Genomic DNA, 16,872 nt, shown 5'->3' with positions numbered 1-16,872 from the left:
TTGAAAAAAACAATCTTTGTGGGCGATTTGCACTTAAGTGCTGATCGCCCAGATATTACTCAAGCCTTCGTGTATTTTCTAAATCATGGTTTAGACGATGCTGAAGCGCTTTATATCATTGGCGATCTATTCGAAGTGTGGATGGGTGATGATATTGCTGAGTCATTTAGTGTTGCTATCGCTGATGCAATCAAAATGGTATCAAACACGCTACCTGTGTACTTTATTCATGGTAATCGTGACTTTATGGTGGGTAAACAATTTTGCCAACGAGCAGGCATGCAAGTATTACCTGAAGTGTATTGTATCGACTTGTACGGTGTGAATACTGTTATCTTGCATGGTGATAGCCTTTGCACACTTGATGTTGACTATCAGCGATTCAGACGCTTTAGAAGCTTTAGAGTCGTGCGCTGGTTATATGCTCGCTTACCTAAAAAGACACGCTTAAACATTGCTGCAAAAATTCGTCAAAAAAGTGTCCAAGGTAATCAACAAAAACACTACGAAATTATGGATGTTGAACCAAGCGCAGTGACTGCTCTGCTGGCGAGTACTGGCTGCCAACGCATGATCCATGGTCATACGCATCGTCCGGCGATTCATCAATTATCTGCAACGCATCAACGCGTAGTAGTGGGCGACTGGTATACTCAAGGTAGCGTCTTAAATGTGAATGAACATGGGTGTGAGTTAGTTACACTGCCCTTCTCAGACACCAAATAGGCTCACTTGTGATAATGATGACACATTATCTGTGAGCCTTAATGAGACGCGCTCAACCATTGAGCTATTGACTCGGTACACCACTGTGAAAACGAAATTCGCTGTCCTCAGCCAAAATCAATCTCTTCTCAATTTGTCGAAAGTAATCAATTCGTTCGCTGATATCAACGCCTGCTATATCTTGAGCAAGGGCTAAATAATCTTGAAAATGCCGAGCTTCAGAGCGTAGTAATGAGGTATAAAACTTAGCCAGCTCATCATCTAAGTGTGGCGCAATTTTAGCAAATCGCTCACACGAACGCGCTTCAATAAACGCCCCAATAACTAATTTATCAATAATGGTCAGTGGCTCATGGGTTCGCACATGAATGATCAATTGCCTGGCATAACCGCCTGCGCGAATATTACTGTAATCAATACCTCGTGCCGTCATAATCTGTAGTACTTGTTCAAAATGATGGAACTCTTCTTTGATCAGGCGCACCATTTTACTCATGACATCAGCGCTATAAGCTAACTGCTCATTGGCGACTAATTCACTAGTGATATCATTCTTTTTACTATCGCGAGCCAAGAAGGCATGTGCGTCACGGTCTTGTTGGTAAACAAAATCCTCGTAGGGCTTTGCCCAAGCCTTTAATAGATGAGCGCTATTTTTATCAATCGCATATTTGCGGAGCATTAAAATAGCCGTTTGCGCAGCTTTGAGCTCGCAGTTGCAATGGTCAATAAGCAATGGGATTAATTGCGACGGTTGTTTTGCTTTTTCAACCCAAAGGTCTGGGGTCTCACAACCTAAAAAGTCATGAATTGGCGCAAGTAATTGCTGCATAGAATGAATAACTCAGTCGAGAATCTACGCTCAGTTTACCTGTAGAGTGATCATTTCTGAAGCCAAAAACGTAATACTCCTTGACGAAAGTCTATTTATGTTCAATAAATAAGCTAAGCATCTAATTTAACGCTTTTATAACAGATGCAATCGATCACCTTAAATGATGATTCTAGTGTGGGATAGGGTCATAACTGAACAACATAGATATTGGCAACGATGGAATGAGTTTACTGCCAATACAAAATAGGTTGTTAAGTTGATGTGGACTGATTAAGGCGATGGATAAAAAGCTGTAGTCAGTTCGTCGTTGTTTGGCGAGCTAGGTCAAAAATGCTAAACAAGGATAACGATAATGGTATTGAATCACTTAATGGGGCTTTACACTCATCCGAAAAAAGAGTGGCAAACAATTGAAAAAAATCATGAAGCACTGAAAAGCAGCTTGAGTCATATCTTGCTTATCGCGCTTATTCCCGCCGTTTGTGCTTATTTTGCAACGGCTCATATTGGATGGCATCCAGGCGTCGGAGAACCACTGTTTCTGACATCACAAAGCGCACTATTAATGTCAATTGCGATGTATTTTGGCTTAATTATTGGCGTTCTGGCACTCGCCTACTTAGCTTTTTGGATGGGTAGAACATTTGATGCAGATCCAACCTATACTCAAGCGCTCGAATTGGCTTCCTATACTGCAACCCCCTTATTCATGGTCGGTCTTGCAGCACTCTATCCTGTATTATGGTTCATAATGGTCATTGGATTAATCGGATTATCCTATTCGGTGTATCTGCTCTATGCAGGAGTGCCCATCATTATGAATATACCTGAAGAAAAAGGTTTTATTTATGCCAGCTCAGTTGTTACAGCAGGTTTAGTATTACTGGTTGCACTGATGGCAAGTAGTGTCATTTTATGGAGTATTGGTTTAGGCCCAATGATGCAATAATCATTTAGTTAAAAAGATAATAAAAAAGGCGCTTAAAGCGCCTTTTTTATATCATTCAACACTCATTAAGCAAAGGTGTCTCTTAACGGTACCGTTAAGTTAAATACTAAGTGATCAGCGCTGGAGTCTTTGCTGTCTGCGCAGAAATAACCTTCACGCTCAAACTGATAAGATTTCTCAGCAGGAGCATTGACTAAACTAGGTTCCACTAGGCCATTTAACACCACCAAAGACTGTGGATTAATGACCTCATCGACAGTTTCAAACGTCGCAGGATTTTCTTTGGTAAATAGACGATCATAGATACGAAACTCAGCTGGTTTCGCCGTTGCCGCGTCAACCCAATGAATCACGCCTTTAACTTTACGGCCATCGGCAGGGTTTTTACCTAAAGTATCTGCATCGTAACTACAATAAACGGTAGTGATATTGCCATCAGCATCTTTATCACAACGTTCAGCTTTGATGATGTAAGCATTACGTAGGCGGACTTCTTTACCGAGTACAAGACGTTTGAAATGCTTATTAGCCTCTTCTTTAAAATCTTCTACATCAATAAAAAGTTCTTTGCCAAAAAATAACTCACGAGTGCCCATAGCCTCATTATTAGGATGAGCAGGCGCCGTAATGGCTTCTGGTTGTGCATTAGGATAGTTTTCAATCACGATTTTAATCGGTCTTAAAACAGCCATTGCACGAGGGGCATGTTCGTTAAGCTCTTCACGGATACACGCATCTAGCATGCCTACTTCGACTAAGTTTTCTTGTTTAGTAACGCCTATACGCAAGCAAAACTCTCGAATTGATGCAGGAGTATAGCCACGACGACGAAGACCAGCGATAGTTGGCATACGCGGATCATCCCAACCGTCGACTAAGTTACGGGTAACTAAATCGTTTAATTTACGTTTAGACATCAGAGTATATTCAAGATTTAAACGCGAAAACTCATATTGACGAGTACGGTTTGGTGCTTGAAAATCATCTAAATGATCCAGTACCCAGTCATATAAGCGGCGGTTATCTTGGAACTCTAACGTACAAATCGAATGGGTGATATTTTCGATCGCATCAGAAATACAATGGGTGAAGTCATACATTGGATAAATGCACCACTTATCACCTGTTTGATGATGGTGAGCAAAACGGATACGGTAAATAATAGGATCGCGCATGCACATAAATGGCGATGCCATGTCTATTTTTGCGCGCAGAGCACATTCACCTTCTTTGAATTCGCCTAGACGCATTTTTTCAAATAATGCGAGGTTCTCTTCAACACTAGTATCACGATAAGGGCTATTTTTACCCGGCTCTTTTAAGGTACCACGATGTTCTCTGGTTTGTTCCCCATTTAAGAAACAAACATAAGCGAGACCTTTGGTGATTAACTCAACGGCATACTGATGTAATTGGTCAAAATAATTTGATGAATAACGGATATCGCCAGACCATTCAAACCCTAACCAACGCACATCTTCCTGAATAGACTTAACATAGTTAATATCTTCTTTTTCAGGGTTAGTATCATCGAAACGTAAGTTACATTGACCTTGGTAATCTTTTGCGATACCAAAATTCAAGCAAATAGATTTAGCATGGCCAATATGTAAATACCCGTTTGGTTCCGGTGGAAAACGTGTATGTACTTGGCTGTGCTTACCGCTTTTTAGGTCTTCGTCTATGATATTACGAATGAAGTTACTTGGACGTACTTCAGTGTCCATATGACTCATGGAATTCCTCTTGGCGCACAATGGCAATATGAATAAAAATAGATGATCCTACAGATCTTATGTAGTTACAACTCCTAGGCTTGAAAAAGTTAACCCGATAAAGCAAATAAACCCAGCTTTGCTGGGTTTATCGAGTAAATCAAAACGTTTTAGCTTAACTACTCAGTGATGATGCGTATTCCAGGAATAATTTGTTGAGCCTTTCTGCCCTTTTTGTTTAACCAAAAATAAAAACCAATCAAAGCCATAACGAAAAAGCCGATCCAACTGGCAGATTGCAGAGGATGCTGAGTAAAGGTAGCCCCTTGATATACAACTGTAGCTGAGCCGTAGGCTAATGAGAATGTCCAAATAGCAGCAAAACGCGCCCATTTGGTACCAAACTCATGCACCAAAGCTCCCATAGCCGCCACACACGGGGTATAAAGCAAAATAAATAACAAGTATGAGAACGCCGCTATCTGACTTTTAAAGCCTGTTTGCAGCGCACTGAAGGTCGTAGAGTCAACAGATAATGCGATGGCAGCTTCATCTAAATCACTAATACCCGCGATAGCAATCGATAATGGATCACCAGCCTCAATACCAAGTAAATTTGCAGGAATAGTGGCTAAACCTATTTTGACGCTATCCCAAATTGAAACCAGTTCAACTTGTTCGCCTTCATCATTGCTATATAAACTATTCAATGTACCGACGACAGCTTCTTTAGCAAAAATACCGGTGATAATACCTACAGTTGCCGCCCAGTTATCTTGCTCTATTCCCATAGGCCTAAACAATGGGGTAATTTGTTGACTGGCAACACTGAGCATGGATTCTTTACTATCTTCATGTCCAAAGGAGCCGTCAGTACCGATAGCATTGATAAAGTTAAGCAGTGTGACGACGATAATGATAGTTTTACCTGCGCCCATAATAAAGCTTTTAGTGCGTTTCGTGGTGCGAGAGAAAACCGCTTTAGATTTAGGCATTTCATAACTTGGCAATTCCATGACAACAGCGCTACTGGTTCCAGGCAAAACTGTTTTTCGTAATAATAACCCAGTACCAATCGCGGCAAAAATACCAATAATGTACAGTAAAAATACTAAATTTTGACCAGACTGCGGGAAAAATGCCGCGGCAAATAATGCATAAACAGGTAGCCGAGCACTGCAAGACATGAATGGCGCCATCATTCCAGTAACGATACGTTCACGCTCACTGCCTAAGGTTCTCGTTGCCATAATGGCAGGCACCGAGCAACCAAAACCAACAATCATAGGCACAAAAGCTTTACCCGGTAAACCAATGCGACGCATTAGACCATCAACAACAAAAGCTGCTCGAGCCATATAGCCTGAGCCTTCAAGTACCGAGAGAGCCAAGAATAGTGCGGCAACAACAGGAATAAAGGTCGCAACGGTTTGAATACCTTGGCCAACGCCGCCAGCCAAAATGGTTACAATCCAATCTGGCGAGCCTATTGACGACAACAAGGCACCAAAATGATCCACAAAAATAGCGCCAGCAGTAATATCAAAGAAATCAATAAATGCATTGCCAACATTAATACTAAATAAAAACATTAGGTACATGACAAACAAGAAGATAGGGATACCCAGCAGTGGATGTAACACGACTTTATCAAGCCTATCTGTGACACTAACATGTGTGCCAGTACTTACTGATGCCTCAAACACCTGTTGAACAAAATCATAACGGGTGGTGGCGATCATAATATCGATGTCTTGACCGGCTTGTTCAACCCGTTGAGTACATTGTCTTACCGTGTCATGTAATTGGGTTTCACTGGAACCACAGTCATTACCATGGCTGTTAGCTAAAATAGCCAGTGCTTGTCCACGACTTAGCTCTGCAAGTCCTTGTGCATCATTTTGTATCTGTAAAGCAATAACACTTGCTTCTATATCAGCATGATACTGCAATAATAAAGATGCTGCGGTATTACCTTTTTTCAATAATGACAATAGTTCAGTTTGTAGATGCTTAACATCGGCTTGATTTCGAGAGCAAATTGCAATGACAGGACAACCGAGGCGGACCGACATGTCGTCAACATTAATGTTAATCCCCAGCTTTTTCGCTGCGTCAATTTTATTAATGACAACGATAATAGGAATGCCTAACTCACGTAATTGGGTAGTCAAATACAGATGACGCTCAACATTGGTTGCATCAACTAAGTTGATGATAGCGTCCACTTGTTGGTTTGAAAGATACGCTTGCGCAATTTGTTCATCGAGTGAACAATCACAACTATTTCCGGCTGGTAATAAATCATAAATACCGGGTAAATCGGTGAGAAAAATATCTATACCAGAGTCACTAAACTTCCCAGTCTTCTTTTCTACGGTAACACCGGACCAATTACCCACCTGCTGGCTAGCGCCAGTAAGGGCATTAAAAAGAGTCGATTTACCCGCGTTTGGATTGCCCACAGTGACACAATGAAATTGTTTAGTCATTTTTTAGAACTACCTCGATAATATCGGCTAAATCACAACGCATACATAGTTTACTGCCACGTAAATCTAACTCAACACCCGAGCCCATAGGGGCACGGCGAATAAAATGAAAACGAGTGTTGGGAGTAATGCCCATGGATAACAATTTACGTTTAACCGTTTGCGGTAAAGTTAATTGACCGATTTCAGAAATAATTGCCTGATCACCTGGCTTAAGTTCACTCAGCTTCATGTAACACTACCTTCAACAACATTAATAACACTAAAAATTTTATCTGAACTGAACCAGTCAAACTCAAATCTAGATCAAAGTTTCACTTGTTAACGAGAATAGTTTTCAGTTGTATTACGTATTATGTGACAAATGCACGCTAGAATATAGTACCAAGAAGATTTAATTTTATTTAAAGACGCGATGAGTAAAAGCGTTACTCTCTTTGCGCTGTCAACAATCCCATGTAGCAATCATCTGACCATATTTGATCAATACAGTTATTATGTCTTAACGTTCCTTCAAGAATGAAACCAACTTTCTCAAGGACTCTTCGTGAAGCGGTATTGTGTTGGTCACAAATACCGATGTATTTATGCATATTAAATTGCAAAGCTCCCCAGTCGGTTACGGCTCGCAAGCTTTCAGTAGCGAATCCAAAACCGTGCTTTTCTGGTGCAATAAGGTAACCCACCTCTGCTCTGTTTAATTGAGCATCATCACATCGAAAGCCAATAAGGCCGACAAACTCATTCGTGTCGATCTGCTCAATGACCAGAGATAACCATTCACCAGATTCAAATTGCCAAGCGGCTTTACGTTGCTCAAATTTAGCAACGATATCTGACTCAGATTCAATACGGCGAATATATTGATTTATATCTTTATCGAGGTGCAAGCGAAGAAAGTTCGGCCAATCCTTCGTTTGTAAATTTCGTAATATCAACCGATCGCTAAAAAGATTTATGTCCATACACCCTCTATTTCTTATCAAGAAAAATGGCAGCCTAGGCTGCCATTTTTGATACTTAATTAATACACACTAGGCGCGACTGGTCACTTCAAGTAAATGATAACCAAATTGAGTTTTTACAGGTCCTTGAACAACATTTAACGGCGCACTGAACACTACTTCGTCAAATTCTTTGACCATCATGCCAGGACCGAAAGAACCTAAATCACCACCCTGTGCTCCAGACGGGCAAGAAGAGTTTGCCTTAGCAATCTCAGCAAAATCGGCGCCGGCTTCGATCTGTTGCTTAAGTGTTTCACATTGTTCCTGATTACTCACAAGTAAGTGTCTAGCGGTTGCTTGTACCATGATATGGCTCCTATAAATGTAATATCTACTAAAAAATAACACTAACATAATGACAAAATGATGACACCATTTAGTCACCAAACTTGTGCAACATTATTTGGTTGATTCAGATTCAATCCAATCAGCAATCTTGTTTTCCATCACCGCCATAGGTAAAGAACCTGACGTTAACAACTGGTCATGAAAAGCTTTAAGGTCAAACTTGTCGCCAAGCGCTTTTTCGGCATCAGCACGCAATCTTAAAATTGTCAGTTGCCCCACTTTGTATGATAAGGCTTGACCAGGAATTGCCATATAACGCTCTACTTCAGCAATGATATCGGACTCTGCCATTGGTGAGTTGTCCATCATGTATTGAATAGCTTGCTCACGACTCCAACCTTTGGCATGAAGACCTGTATCAACCACTAATCGCATAGCTCGAAGCATTTCATCTGATAACTTACCGAAATACTGATAAGGGTCGTTAAAGAGGCCCATTTCAACACCTAAATACTCTGAATACAGTGCCCAACCTTCTTCAAACGCAGTATAACCTTGGAAGCGTTGAAATTGCGGTACCTCAGTCAACTCTTGCTTAATTGAAATCTGAAAGTGATGACCAGGTGAAGCTTCATGCAAAGAAAGGGTTGTCATTCCCCATTTCGGCTGCGCTTTTAAGTTATAAGTATTGATATAAAAGATCCCCGGACGAGAGCCATCCACAGCAGGAGATTCATATGATGCACCTGCTGCCGACTGTTCACGGAAACTTTCTACTGGTTTAACAATATAATCGGCCTTTGGCATCACATTAAAATACTGCGGTAACACCTGGTTAATTCTATTTTTAATGGTCATATAACCATCAATTAAATCTTGTCTATCTGTAAAGAAATACTGAGGTTCTGAAGATAAAGAGGCAAAAAATGCCTTTAGATCACCGCTGAAACCAACTTGTACTCTAACTTTGTCCATTTCGGATAAAATACGCGCAACTTCAGATAATCCAATTTGATGTATCTCATCGACAGGCAAAGTGGTAGTTGTGTGACTATTGGCTAAATGCTGATACCAGTCTTTACCATTAGGTAATCCCCACCAACCATCAGAAGCACGGGAGTTTGGTAAATAATCATTCTTTACGTAATCACGCAACTGAGTTAAAGCAGGTAATAATTCGGCATTGATGAGTTGAGTATACTCAGTAGTAAGTTGTGATTTTTGTTCCGCAGTAAAATCATCTGGTAGCAAGTTTATCGGTGAATAAAATATACTACTCTGTGCGTCCGTAACAAGTTGAGCATCTAACTGAGGAATGATGCGCTCCACAAGTACTCGTGGTAATACGACTTTGCTAGCGATGCCCTCATCCATTCGTTGTTGGGCAAGCTTGGTCCAGTTAATAAATCCACGTAAACGAGCCAACCAATTTTGATAATCTTTTACCGTCTTAAATGGTTGAGCACTTTCACCACTTCCTAACTGAACCATAGTAAATACTGTGCTATAAAACTGGTTAATTGGTAAGAAATATTCAGGATAAGTTTCGCCAATAAGCTCCATATTTCGATCGTAGATAAACATGTCGTAACTGAGTTTAAGTGAAGCAGGAAGCTTATCAACATCAATAGTTTTGGCTTGACTGAAATATTGACTATTCAACTCATGACGAGCCTTTAAGTATTCATCAGTTAATGCACCACCAAATTGATCGTTATAATCATTTACGCCTACAAAAGTGGCATAAATTGGTTCAAGCTTAAGTTGATCATTAAAAAAATTATCTACCATAGCTAAATACTGCTCAGAGACAGATTGAGGCATAACGGCTGCGCTAGGCTCTGAAGTGGTTTTAGATACAGACGTAACCGTTGAATTGTCAGAACAACCTTGGGTAGCTAGGAGTAAGGACACAGTTAACGCTAACAATGTTTTATTCATTTTTATTATTCCTTAAACACAAATTAACTCACGCCTTGTTATCCTAAAAAGGTCAAAGGCTTAATATAAAGATGACGATGTATCACAGTACAGTTTTTAATCTAAACAACATTATTAACCTTGTACAATAATGTCATTGTAACTTTGGCTTGCTCGACAAGAAACTAAACTTCACTAAAAACACACAAACTAACAATTAATCGGTAGTGAATATGTACTGATATGTATTTACAACTATGATAACAGACCGCTAAACATCGGAATAAAAACCGTTTCAAAGACATAACCAATTGATTTAATATTTTTTAATAGCTAATAAAAAAGCCCCTAGAAGGGGCTTTTTTTGCGAGCTTAAATTAAAGCGCTACGTTGTGAATCCGAGCTTTTTCTTTGATATAAGAAATATAGCTCTTAGCACTACGTTCGGTCTTCTTATCATTCGCGGCAAGCACCGCACGATTATAAGCAGACTTGTACTTTTTCAGGCTTAAGTATGCTAAAGCTAGCTCAAACTGAGCTTCACCCGGATTATCGATGCCAGCATCAAGTGCTTTTTTAAACACAGGAATAGCGTCATCGAACTTTTGATCTAAAGCAAGAATACGACCTTGTTTTAAATACAAATCACCCTTATTGCTAAGTGCAGCAGCTTTTCCATAATAGAAAGCGGCTTCTTTTAGCTCTTTAGCATTATGATAAAAACCAGCAAGAGTTGATAAGCTCTTCTCGTTTTCAACAATAAGACCAGACTTTAAATGCTTTTCGAAAATGGTAGCAGCTTTGTAAGGCGAACCTTTTTGTGCTAACAACTGAGACAAACGGGTAATGTTACTGTCTGTCTCTAAAAAGCCATTTTTATAGGCTAAATCATATGTTGCAAGTGACTTATCATAATCTTCAGTCATTAAGTAAAACTGAGCTAACTGTACCCAGAGACGTTTATCGTCTTGGAACAAAGGCACCATAGTTTCTAATACTTTTACGGCTTCTTTGTATTTTTTCTGGTTAAAGTAAGCGGTTAACTTCATCTGATATAGGCCCTTGTCAGGCGATTCAGCTAAAGATAAACCTTTGTCAGATACTTGAAGAACTTTATTCCAATCTTTCAACTCAGAGTAAGCAATACCGATGCGGCGATACATTTGTGAATCAGCCTTACAGGTAAACTCCATCCACTTGTAATAGTAAGGAATAGCCTCTTTAAACATTTTTTCCTGAAGTAATAAATCAGCATACAAACGCATTGTTGCAGCATGATCGGTACCACCAAGAATATCAGCGTCAACAGCAGTCTTTAAATATTTGATTGCTGTCTTCATCTGACCTTTTTCGGCATAGAAGTTACCTAACATACGATCGACATAAGCTTTATCGAAATCGTTTCTAGCATTAGCCTCAAGCAAAGTTGAAATTGCTTGGTCTAAATTGCCTTCAGTATATGCTTCAAAAGATTTTTGAACTTTTTTTGCAGCGCTTTCGCCAACAGCACGAGATTGACGCTTATCAATTTCACACTGTTCAGCAGCCACTACAGAGTTTGACAATAGTGCACTTCCACAGACTGAAAGCAATAACGCTGTAGCGATACTAGTAACTTTACGCATTATCTACCTCCCTTTCTCTAGTGTGAAGTCAAGCTGAACTGTCATACCGGTTTGTTTTAATGGCTTGCCATCAACGATCTTTGGCTTATATTTCCATTTTTTCAATGCGCGAATCGCTTCGCGATCGAATACACGTTTAGGTTCAGCCTGGATGACAGAAACATCATCAACACCACCAAGTTCGTTAATCGTAAATGAAAGTTGAACATAACCTTCTTTACCATCACGAGCAGCAGCAATTGGATACTGTGGCTCAATACGAACGATAGGGGTAGCATCACCATCACGGGTCATCATATTGCCAAGTTTAAAACCTGTACTTGGTCCACCAGCTTCGATACCACCCATATTGAACGCCATATTAGTGTCAATATTAGATGATGAGTCTGGCGGAGTAGTATCCGGCTTCGGTGGCTGCTCCGGTGGTGGAGGTGGCTTAGGTGTAACCCTTGGTTTTTTCTGTGCCTTCGAATCCTGTTTATCCATCGTAATTTCAATAACAGGGGATTCCACTGAGTCGCCGTTGCGTTGTGCGCCACCGCCGACTAGGAAAGCCATGAAAGCAAACAGCCCAAAAGTCACTGCAGCACCAATGATTATTGATACGAGTGCTCTTAGCATATTACTCATTCCCCGCTGATACTGAAATTTTGTCAATACCGGCAGCTTTAACATTATCAAGCACTTTAACGACTAAACCATGTAAAGCGTCTTTGTCTGCTTGAATCAATACAGCTGCTTCTGGTGCTTCCGCTAACATACGCTCTACGTTTGCAGTTACACGCTCGATATCAACCTGACGGTTTTCCATCATAATGACGCCAGTTTTGCTGATGCCAATAAAGATGTTTGCCGATGGTTTAGACGTAGCCTGTGACGCTTTAGGCTTGTTGTAGTCTAAGCCTGATGGCTTAACAAACGATGTTGTTACAATGAAGAAGATCAGCATGATAAACACGATGTCTAGCATCGGGGTCATATCAATCTGCGCTTCCTCTTCCATACTGGAATGCTTCTTACGTGCCATGTTCAATCTCTCTCTAGTGGTGAGGCATGCTGTCTTTTAGCTTTTCTAAACTGATTCTCATTTTTGAGTCTAAACGAGTGCTAAAGAATACACCCGATAGAGCTGCAACCATTCCTGCCATAGTTGGCATAGTGGCCATAGAGATACCAGCGGCCATTAAACGAGCATTACTCGTCCCCTGAACTGCCATCACATCGAATACTGAAATCATACCGGTTACAGTACCTAATAAACCAATCATTGGACAAATGGCTACTAAGGTTTTAATTAACAGCATACGTGCATTCAAATCTTGCTTCGCTTGGGATAACCAAGCTTCACGGATACGGTGAGCATGCCAAGAAGTCGTTTCTTCTCTTGCTTCCCATGACGCGATAACGGCTTGATGTTGTTTTGGTGATATCCAGTTGAGATACCAGTAACGCTCAAGCATTAACACCCACATTAGGAATAGCACAGCTGCAACCAGCCAGAGGACATCGCCTCCGGAGGCCATGAAGCCCCTGACGGAATCCCATACGTCCATCAGGATTAGCATCATTAGTCAGCCCTCTTCTCAGCATGTTCTGCAATGATACCAGCACTTTGTTCTTCAAGAACTTGAACAATAGACTTGCTACGAGCCACTACGATTGCATGTAATAACATTAGAGGCAATGCAGCGATAAGACCTTGAACAGTCGTAATAAGCGCCATTGAAATACCACCAGCCATCAATTTAGGGTCACCAGTACCGAATAATTGAATTGATTGGAAGGTTGCGATCATACCGGTAACAGTACCCAATAGACCCATCATAGGAGCAATAGCTGCGATAACTTTGATGATAGAAATACGCGCTTCTAAAGCAGGTGTTTCTTTTAATATCGCTTCATCAAGTTTCAGCTCAAGTGTTTCAACATCAACATCTTTGTTTGATTGATACACTTTTAAGATGCGACCTAAAGCGTTATTACCAGGCTTCTCAATGTTCTTACGTTGGCTGTTAACTTTTCCGCCAATGATAGTAAGAGTCACTAGACGCTCAATAGCAATTAATGCACCCAATGCTAATAAAGCAAGAATGATATAACCAATAGTTCCACCGGCTTCTAAACGATCTTCTAGGCTAGCTTTGTTAGTGAAAATATTCAATAACACGCCACGAGCAGGATCGATATAGAAAGGAGCTACACCTGAAGTAGTGTCTTCCCATGTACCAACAGCGCTAACTTGGTAACCTTCTGGCTGTTGTGATAGCTGTTGAATTAAACCAAGTTCTGGCTTGTAAACAACATATTTACCATCAGCAGTTAAGTTGAAAGGACCTACACGGTGGATAGAAGTGGTCTCAACATTGCCATCGATCGCGGTGACGTCACCTTGGAATTTAACAACTTTACCAGATTGAACCATTTCAAAAAGCTGAGCTTCCCAAAACTGCTCTAACTCTTCAATTTTAGGTAGTGACTTACGCGCACCAAGTTCAGCAATAAAAGTATCGCGACCTGGATACTGAGCACTAATGTTAGATGCTGCTAGCTTACCAGCGAAATCACCAGCTTCACCTTTAACAACACCAAACATCTCACCTAAGTCACCTTGTGCGGTTTTTAAGTCTTCTTCTAACTGAGCAATTTTACGCTCGTTATCTAAAAATGCTTGGTTTAAATCTTTACCACGTTGCTTTTCAGCAGCAAGGGCATTTTTCTCGCGCTTAAGTAATTCAGCTTTATCACCACGTTCAGCTTGAAACTCTTGTTCACGCTTAGCGTTTGTTTTGCCTTCATTAGCACGATCAACTTTAACTTGTTGTAATAGTTGATCAATGGTTTTTGGTGCATCTGCAGCAGAAACCATACCAGCCGTTAAAGAGAAAGTTGCAGCCACTAGCACTGATGTAATTAACTTCTTCATTATTGTGCAGTCTCCGCAGCAGGAATTGGTAATGCGAATAGGTCTAATGCGCCTTGCTTACGAGCAATACGGATACCTTTAGTAATGTCGCGTAGATAGCTGTCGTCTAACTTGTTCCAAGACTTAGCATCAGCATCGTACATCCATGCTATTTTTTGGTCTAAGCTTTGTGCGTAAAGTGCAACGCGGCCTAAATTAAAGAAATCAACTAGCACTTCTTTGCCATCAAGGCTTAGCTTACCGGTATGTACAGCAACGAAATTACCATACTCACGCTCAATGCTATAAGCATCAAGGATTAGACGATATTTCTCTGCCAATGTAACTTCTGCAGTATTAAGAATATCTTTTAGATTTTTAACACGGTTCTGACGAACTTCCGTATTAAAAGGTAAATCTAAATTAACAAACTGTTCTAGAGCATCAACCATTTTAAACATTAATGGCACAACACCTTGACGAAGTTTATCAACGCCATTGATATCAGTTTGAATTAAATCAAGTGAATTTTGTTGATCAGCTACCAAGCCTGCAACGTAATCATTGTATGCTTTCAATGATTCACGCTCATCAGCTACGCTGCCATACTCAAAAAGCATGTCTTGTGCTTGGTCAAAATATTTGTCGACTTTCTGTTGTGACGCAGCAGAAGCAGCATTAAGGCTACTATCCGCTTTTTGAACGTCAGCTAGAGGATCTGCAACAACGAAGTTGCTACTAGCTAAAGCCAGAGCGCCAACAAGTGCAGTAGCGATTTTTGTTCTATTGCTTACCTTGGACATAGTTCCCAACCAATTTGAAGTGAATTAAAAAGTTCAACTTTGTAAAGTAGCGATGATCTAAAATTGTGATCAATGTTACTTCAACTAAGTACGTCTTTTTCTTGTGATTGTTAGTTTTTCTTCCTTTTTCTGCACCTATTAAGGCGCAGACCCATTAGCATCATTCCACAAAATGTTGACCTATGTCAACATTTGAAAAGTTTAAAAACTAGTAGAAAGAGCCGTTATAGGAGCGAATGTTGATGAAAGGTTAATAATTAAACATGTGCAAGATGATTATGTAGTAATTAAGTGTTAAGGGATAATTTTTATTTGTTTTTATTCAATAGCTTACAAAGTAATGACCAAGTTACTTTATTGTAACCTCACCTTTTTTCTAATTATGAAATTAATTTTGAAGCATGCAAATACCAAGCTAATACTCTATTTTGGTCATTCTTAAGTAATTTAAGCTCATTCAACATCATATTGTTAAGTTGTAGTTTATCCAAAAGAACAGCCAATTTCGATTCATCAAAAGATGCATCAACCAATTCAGTTAAACGTAATTTTAACGTATCCATTTGTATTGTAATAAATTCAATAAACTCTAACTTTTTTGTAACAGGCCAGAATAATCAATTTTATATTATTGAGTAAGTTAATATATAAAACTAGATTTTATAGCAGATTTATCAATCCTATTCGATACTTTACACAAAGAATAAATATAGATTTGTTATTTTTTTTCTTCAAGAGAATACTAAGGTCGGATGATCTTTGGTGAGTTTTTTGACATGATAAAAAGCAAAATTTACTTCACAAAAAACTAAAACTCACGAACTTCTGCTAATAACAATGCTAACCGATATTCGATGGAAACTACTTCAGTTAATGAGTAGCAAGAACGAATCTTCGATAAACCTGGACATCTAATGACTTTTTGATGGAATACTCTATCGAATTAGAATAGGGATCCATTAGCGTGATTACATCATGAGTTTAGTGGTTCGAATGCTATATACAATCTTTTCAACTTATGGTCTAAGAAAGGAGTTTTAGAACCATTTTTCAAACAGCTATCTGATGCTGACTTTGAATAGGCCTTTTTTAGCGGTTCCATTATTCGTACTTATCGACATAGTACATGATGCCACCGATAACCCCTTCCCCCTATTTGACCGCTGTGATTTCTCGCAGACCTACGATTAAAAAGGCAAAACTCTCGGATATAGCGACACTGGCTGACACCTGTAAAATCGAAAAGCGCTTTGAGGTGACCAAGCGTATGTGAATAATGACTTGCTCATTGATATGACAGTATACTACCAAGCGAGAATTAAAAACCGGAGCTCCCTGAAACATGGCGCGCACGTTTTATTGCTTAACAAGAGACAAAAGATGACATAAAAGGCTTCGTTACCTCAGTTAGTAGAACCCGTTCAATATCCGCTGGCAAGCTATTTGATATCTACTTGCAACGCTAGGATGTAGAAAAAGGATACGGTGAACTTAAGCAAGGTGTCATCAAGAAGCAAGTTTGTTGAAGGTGTTAAGCAAGAATAATGGGAGGTACTTATTGCTTATAATCTGGTTCGCTTTGAAATGATAGCCATAACAAAGGAAGCTAA

At 39.8% G+C, this 16,872-nt stretch carries 15 protein-coding genes; 2 read left to right on the top strand and 13 right to left on the bottom strand.

Annotation, left to right across the window (positions count from 1 at the left end; translation table 11 throughout):
* Positions 1-726, top strand: coding sequence for a UDP-2,3-diacylglucosamine diphosphatase (locus ACED29_RS07980; protein WP_182697031.1), 726 nt, complete (start codon positions 1-3; stop codon positions 724-726).
* A gap of 64 nt (positions 727-790) precedes the next feature.
* On the opposite strand, the gene miaE is transcribed toward ACED29_RS07980, so the two are convergent.
* On the bottom strand, positions 791-1,558 hold the full coding sequence (miaE, locus tag ACED29_RS07975; RefSeq protein ID WP_371697417.1) for a tRNA isopentenyl-2-thiomethyl-A-37 hydroxylase MiaE: 768 nt from the start codon (positions 1,556-1,558) through the stop codon (positions 791-793).
* Positions 1,559-1,913: 355 nt separating this feature from the next.
* Between miaE and ACED29_RS07970 the strand changes: the two genes are divergently transcribed.
* Complete coding sequence (locus ACED29_RS07970) at positions 1,914-2,510, top strand: Yip1 family protein (RefSeq protein WP_124016399.1); 597 nt, start codon at positions 1,914-1,916, stop codon at positions 2,508-2,510.
* A 65-nt stretch (positions 2,511-2,575) separates the two neighbouring features.
* Here ACED29_RS07970 and glnS read toward each other — a convergent pair whose 3' ends face one another.
* The 12 genes from glnS to ACED29_RS07910 all read right to left on the bottom strand — a co-directional run bounded on the left by glnS (position 2,576) and on the right by ACED29_RS07910 (position 15,262).
* Positions 2,576-4,246, bottom strand: coding sequence for a glutamine--tRNA ligase (gene glnS / locus ACED29_RS07965; RefSeq protein WP_371697416.1), 1,671 nt, complete (start codon positions 4,244-4,246; stop codon positions 2,576-2,578).
* A gap of 158 nt (positions 4,247-4,404) precedes the next feature.
* Positions 4,405-6,717 carry a Fe(2+) transporter permease subunit FeoB gene (feoB, locus tag ACED29_RS07960; RefSeq protein WP_182754664.1) on the bottom strand — a complete coding sequence of 771 codons (2,313 nt, stop codon included), beginning with the start codon at positions 6,715-6,717 and terminating at the stop codon, positions 4,405-4,407.
* Positions 6,710-6,949 (bottom strand): FeoA family protein, encoded by a 240-nt coding sequence (locus ACED29_RS07955; protein WP_011638067.1) that lies wholly within the window; start codon positions 6,947-6,949, stop codon positions 6,710-6,712. The genes feoB and ACED29_RS07955 overlap by 8 nt, the downstream gene beginning before the upstream one ends.
* Positions 6,950-7,145: 196 nt before the next feature.
* Positions 7,146-7,682, bottom strand: coding sequence for a GNAT family N-acetyltransferase (locus tag ACED29_RS07950; RefSeq protein ID WP_182722124.1), 537 nt, complete (start codon positions 7,680-7,682; stop codon positions 7,146-7,148).
* A 69-nt stretch (positions 7,683-7,751) separates the two neighbouring features.
* Positions 7,752-8,030: a peptidylprolyl isomerase gene (locus ACED29_RS07945; protein ID WP_124016395.1), complete on the bottom strand. Its 279-nt coding sequence runs from the start codon at positions 8,028-8,030 to the stop codon at positions 7,752-7,754.
* 93 nt (positions 8,031-8,123) lie between these two features.
* Positions 8,124-9,953: a DUF885 family protein gene (locus ACED29_RS07940; protein WP_182697036.1), complete on the bottom strand. Its 1,830-nt coding sequence runs from the start codon at positions 9,951-9,953 to the stop codon at positions 8,124-8,126.
* Positions 9,954-10,309: 356 nt separating this feature from the next.
* Positions 10,310-11,557 carry a tetratricopeptide repeat protein gene (locus tag ACED29_RS07935; protein WP_371697415.1) on the bottom strand — a complete coding sequence of 416 codons (1,248 nt, stop codon included), beginning with the start codon at positions 11,555-11,557 and terminating at the stop codon, positions 10,310-10,312.
* Between the two features lie 3 nt (positions 11,558-11,560).
* Complete coding sequence (locus ACED29_RS07930) at positions 11,561-12,178, bottom strand: energy transducer TonB (RefSeq protein ID WP_371697460.1); 618 nt, start codon at positions 12,176-12,178, stop codon at positions 11,561-11,563.
* Between the two features lies 1 nt (position 12,179).
* Positions 12,180-12,584, bottom strand: coding sequence for a biopolymer transporter ExbD (locus tag ACED29_RS07925; protein ID WP_124016392.1), 405 nt, complete (start codon positions 12,582-12,584; stop codon positions 12,180-12,182).
* 13 nt (positions 12,585-12,597) lie between these two features.
* Entirely contained in the window at positions 12,598-13,125 is a 528-nt protein-coding gene (locus ACED29_RS07920) for a MotA/TolQ/ExbB proton channel family protein (RefSeq protein WP_124016391.1), read from the bottom strand.
* Positions 13,125-14,480, bottom strand: coding sequence for a MotA/TolQ/ExbB proton channel family protein (locus ACED29_RS07915; protein ID WP_371697414.1), 1,356 nt, complete (start codon positions 14,478-14,480; stop codon positions 13,125-13,127). Before ACED29_RS07915 ends, ACED29_RS07920 begins: the two co-directional genes overlap by 1 nt.
* Positions 14,480-15,262 carry a DUF3450 domain-containing protein gene (locus tag ACED29_RS07910; RefSeq protein ID WP_124016389.1) on the bottom strand — a complete coding sequence of 261 codons (783 nt, stop codon included), beginning with the start codon at positions 15,260-15,262 and terminating at the stop codon, positions 14,480-14,482. Before ACED29_RS07910 ends, ACED29_RS07915 begins: the two co-directional genes overlap by 1 nt.
* Between the last annotated feature and the right edge of the window lie 1,610 nt (positions 15,263-16,872).

Source organism: Shewanella sp. 5S214 (assembly GCF_041439795.1).
Taxonomy (GTDB): domain Bacteria; phylum Pseudomonadota; class Gammaproteobacteria; order Enterobacterales; family Shewanellaceae; genus Shewanella; species Shewanella vesiculosa.
The sequence above is the reverse complement of the archived record's forward strand: the minus strand, read 5'-3'. Positions and strand labels throughout refer to the sequence as shown.

What these genes read in the sequence shown, in the direction of transcription:
- miaE (WP_371697417.1), bottom strand. Translation starts at nt 1,558, where the DNA reads ATGCAGCAATTACTTGCGCCAATTCATGACTTTTTAGGTTGTGAGACC.
- ACED29_RS07970 (WP_124016399.1), top strand. Translation starts at nt 1,914, where the DNA reads ATGGTATTGAATCACTTAATGGGGCTTTACACTCATCCGAAAAAAGAG.
- glnS (WP_371697416.1), bottom strand. Translation starts at nt 4,246, where the DNA reads ATGAGTCATATGGACACTGAAGTACGTCCAAGTAACTTCATTCGTAAT.
- feoB (WP_182754664.1), bottom strand. Translation starts at nt 6,717, where the DNA reads ATGACTAAACAATTTCATTGTGTCACTGTGGGCAATCCAAACGCGGGT.
- ACED29_RS07955 (WP_011638067.1), bottom strand. Translation starts at nt 6,949, where the DNA reads ATGAAGCTGAGTGAACTTAAGCCAGGTGATCAGGCAATTATTTCTGAA.
- ACED29_RS07950 (WP_182722124.1), bottom strand. Translation starts at nt 7,682, where the DNA reads ATGGACATAAATCTTTTTAGCGATCGGTTGATATTACGAAATTTACAA.
- ACED29_RS07945 (WP_124016395.1), bottom strand. Translation starts at nt 8,030, where the DNA reads ATGGTACAAGCAACCGCTAGACACTTACTTGTGAGTAATCAGGAACAA.
- ACED29_RS07940 (WP_182697036.1), bottom strand. Translation starts at nt 9,953, where the DNA reads ATGAATAAAACATTGTTAGCGTTAACTGTGTCCTTACTCCTAGCTACC.
- ACED29_RS07935 (WP_371697415.1), bottom strand. Translation starts at nt 11,557, where the DNA reads ATGCGTAAAGTTACTAGTATCGCTACAGCGTTATTGCTTTCAGTCTGT.
- ACED29_RS07930 (WP_371697460.1), bottom strand. Translation starts at nt 12,178, where the DNA reads ATGCTAAGAGCACTCGTATCAATAATCATTGGTGCTGCAGTGACTTTT.
- ACED29_RS07925 (WP_124016392.1), bottom strand. Translation starts at nt 12,584, where the DNA reads ATGGCACGTAAGAAGCATTCCAGTATGGAAGAGGAAGCGCAGATTGAT.
- ACED29_RS07920 (WP_124016391.1), bottom strand. Translation starts at nt 13,125, where the DNA reads ATGATGCTAATCCTGATGGACGTATGGGATTCCGTCAGGGGCTTCATG.
- ACED29_RS07915 (WP_371697414.1), bottom strand. Translation starts at nt 14,480, where the DNA reads ATGAAGAAGTTAATTACATCAGTGCTAGTGGCTGCAACTTTCTCTTTA.
- ACED29_RS07910 (WP_124016389.1), bottom strand. Translation starts at nt 15,262, where the DNA reads ATGTCCAAGGTAAGCAATAGAACAAAAATCGCTACTGCACTTGTTGGC.